The 2,911-nt window shown below is 40.2% G+C and carries 2 protein-coding genes; both read right to left on the bottom strand.

The features are described from left to right. Positions 1-664: RagB/SusD family nutrient uptake outer membrane protein (locus tag ACTHJT_RS09635; RefSeq protein ID WP_440237815.1), on the bottom strand; the 664-nt coding region annotated here is incomplete at its 3' end. 8 nt (positions 665-672) lie between these two features. Beyond that, a partial coding sequence (locus ACTHJT_RS09630; RefSeq protein ID WP_440237814.1) for a hypothetical protein occupies positions 673-2,911 on the bottom strand: 2,239 nt, incomplete at its 5' end.

Below are 2,911 nucleotides of genomic sequence, written 5' to 3'. Positions count from 1 at the left end.
CGGGCCTGGAAGGCCGCATGGGATGGGATGAGTTCATGGGAAGATATTCAGATGCTTCGGTCAAATCACTGATCACCTGGTTATAACTTGCCATAACCGTTGCTCTTGCGGAAGGAATATTAAAATCTGAGCTCTTTCTCAAAACTATGCCTAAGTCGGTATTTGAACTATCCTCATCATAAGCCTTTCCATAGTCCCATATTAATCCTAAATAATAATACCCCCGATAAAAAAGTGCAGCACCTTTAACGTTGTTCCACTCATCAAGATTGCCCGGAGTCTTATGTATGAAACTCAACTGATCAAGGCAATAATTTGCATTGTAGATAACATTATAATCAGCACCCCAGTCGTTTGGGTCATAATAAACCCTCAAATTCCACAAATATTCTTTCTTTGCTATATCATCGAAAGAATTATAAATATTTTCCTGGTCAAAATAGTCATCGGCTGAAGCCTCACCAAAGCCGGAAGTGTTTGCGTTCATCAGGTTGTTATCATCCAGCATTCCCTGCAGATCTTCAAGAGTAGTGGGTGTTACCAAAGCATTATCTGATTTTTTATCTAAATATTTTTTGCATGAAATAAACTGGGCATACACCATCGTAACCAGTATTATTAGCAGGAAGCCATACGGCTGTTTTTGAATATTTTGTTTCATCATGAAAGAATTTAAAAGTTAGCCCTGAGGCCTAAAGCAAAAGATTTTTCAGGTAGTAAGGTCGCCGGGTATTCCGGATCTAATCTTTCCTTATTGGCGCGCCAGATAATACCAAGATTACTACAGTTGATATACAGTTCAATCGGACGAACAGAATTATTTGAAGGAAGAGAGCACGACAGGTTCACATACTGTATCCTGATGTGATCTCCTTTAAGCACATTGATCTCCGAAAGCTGATAAAAGTTATCTCTGCTGTCACTTGCAGGATAAATAAAGGCAGGAACATTTGTTTTTGATTCGTCACCGGCTTTGATCCACCTTTTTACAAAATCTCTGCTGCCTGCGCCATAATTAATCAAGGCAGAATAGGATAAAACCGGCTTTAAAAAATAATAACCAAGCTTATAGGACAAGTTAACGGAAAGGGACCAGTTTTTCCAGCTCAATGTGTTGATCAGCGAGCCAAAGACTACCGGGCTTGAAGGGCCGATATAAACGACGTTTCCACCTGTTCCTTTGTTTAAAGCCTCAATTTGTATGGAATCGTAATTGGTGCTTTTTTTCCCGTTAAGATATCCCTGCGGATTTCCGTTCTGATCGAGGCCGGCCCACTTATACGCAGAAATGGAATACAGTGGTTTCCCAATTACCGGAATAATGGATACTCCTGATCCAAGTTTTGAAAAGATTTGTTTGGATTCCGGCAGGTTATAACTGGTAGTTTTGTTATTGTTGTAATTAAGAAAGAAAGTTGTATTCCACTTAAATCCACGAATAATGTTGGTACTGTTTACTGTTAAATCTATCCCGTTTTCACTAATGCCGGCGATATTTTCGACAATGTGAGGACTTGCGCCCCAAGTCGTATAATCGTAGGGCGTAAGGCCATATAAATCGGTGTCTTTTTTATGATAATATTCAAACGACCCGCTTAGTCGGCCGCCTTTGATGGCATAGTCGATAGCAAGATTCAGCATAGCCGTTTTCTCCCATCTTAGATTTGGATTATTCAAAGTTTTTATTGTAACATAAGGATAGCCGGTTGACGGTGCATCTGTTCTGTAAATTGCCACAGCGGCAGCAGTTTTGCTAAGGTCTACATTACCGCTGTAACCATAAGTAGCCCTCAGTCCAAGAACGGGTAAAAAAGAAATATGATAAAAGGATTCCTTTGATAACTTCCAGTTCATACCTGCTGACCACAATGGCTTCCATTTATCATTGGTATTTGCTCCGAAAATATTAGAACCATCTTTTCTTGCGCTGCCAGAAATTATATATCTGTTTTTATAGGTGTAAGAAGCGTTCGCATACATAGAAACAAAACGATTAACGGTATGGCTAAAAGACAGATTATCCGGGATTTGCTGGTAACTACCGGTAGTAAACGTAGGATAGTAAGTAACATAATCAACACTTGAATACTTAACCGGATCTTCATTATACCCATAAATAATACCCTGGCCGGCTGAAGTCTGAAACTGTCTTACTTCTGCGCCGGCAATAGCTGCAAGATTATGATCGCCCCATGTTTGGTTAAAGTTTAACTGGCCTCTTGCCGTATAAGATTGAGCATAAGAATTATAAGTAGTTTGTATTCCGCCTTTTGGAATCCTGTTAATTACCATACCTGAGAGGTAATCGATCTGGCTAAATTCGTTGATCTGGCTCCTCGCAGTAAAACTGTTTATATCAGATACCCGGGAAGTATTCGACTCCTGTTTCTGATACTGGTATTGGATTTGAGCATTAAGCGCGTGGCTGAACTCATATTGGAGGCCGATATTAGCATATAATTCACTAAGGGTGTTTTTTGACAGATCGTGCCTGTAATCTTCGAGAGGATAATATTTCCAATCGAGCAATTTACCCCCGCCCGCTGTATCCGTATATTCGTTCCGATAACCGGTAGCGACCGGCACCGGATTGCCGGCATCATCAGCAAACCTAAGATAAGGGACCTGCCGCCCGCCAATCATAATCGTATTGTAGGCAGCAAGGCCGGAGGTGCTGTTGCTGTTGGTATAATATGCGCCGGTGTTGATTACGAGATTTTTTAAAGGATGTATTGTATTTTCAACATGCACGTTTATTTTATCAGAGATTTGCTTTAGCTCGCCAGCGTTTTTATCGTAACTTACAGATAATGAAAATGCGTTAATTGCACTGCCCCCGTAAATATTTGCAGAATATCGTTGGATTACATTGTTTCTTAAAAAATATTTTTGATATTGTTGCCTGCTACCA

This window comes from Cytophaga sp. (assembly GCF_051961495.1).
In the GTDB taxonomy this organism is placed as follows: domain Bacteria; phylum Bacteroidota; class Bacteroidia; order Cytophagales; family Cytophagaceae; genus Cytophaga.
This window is presented reverse-complemented; position numbering and strand designations above follow the sequence as displayed.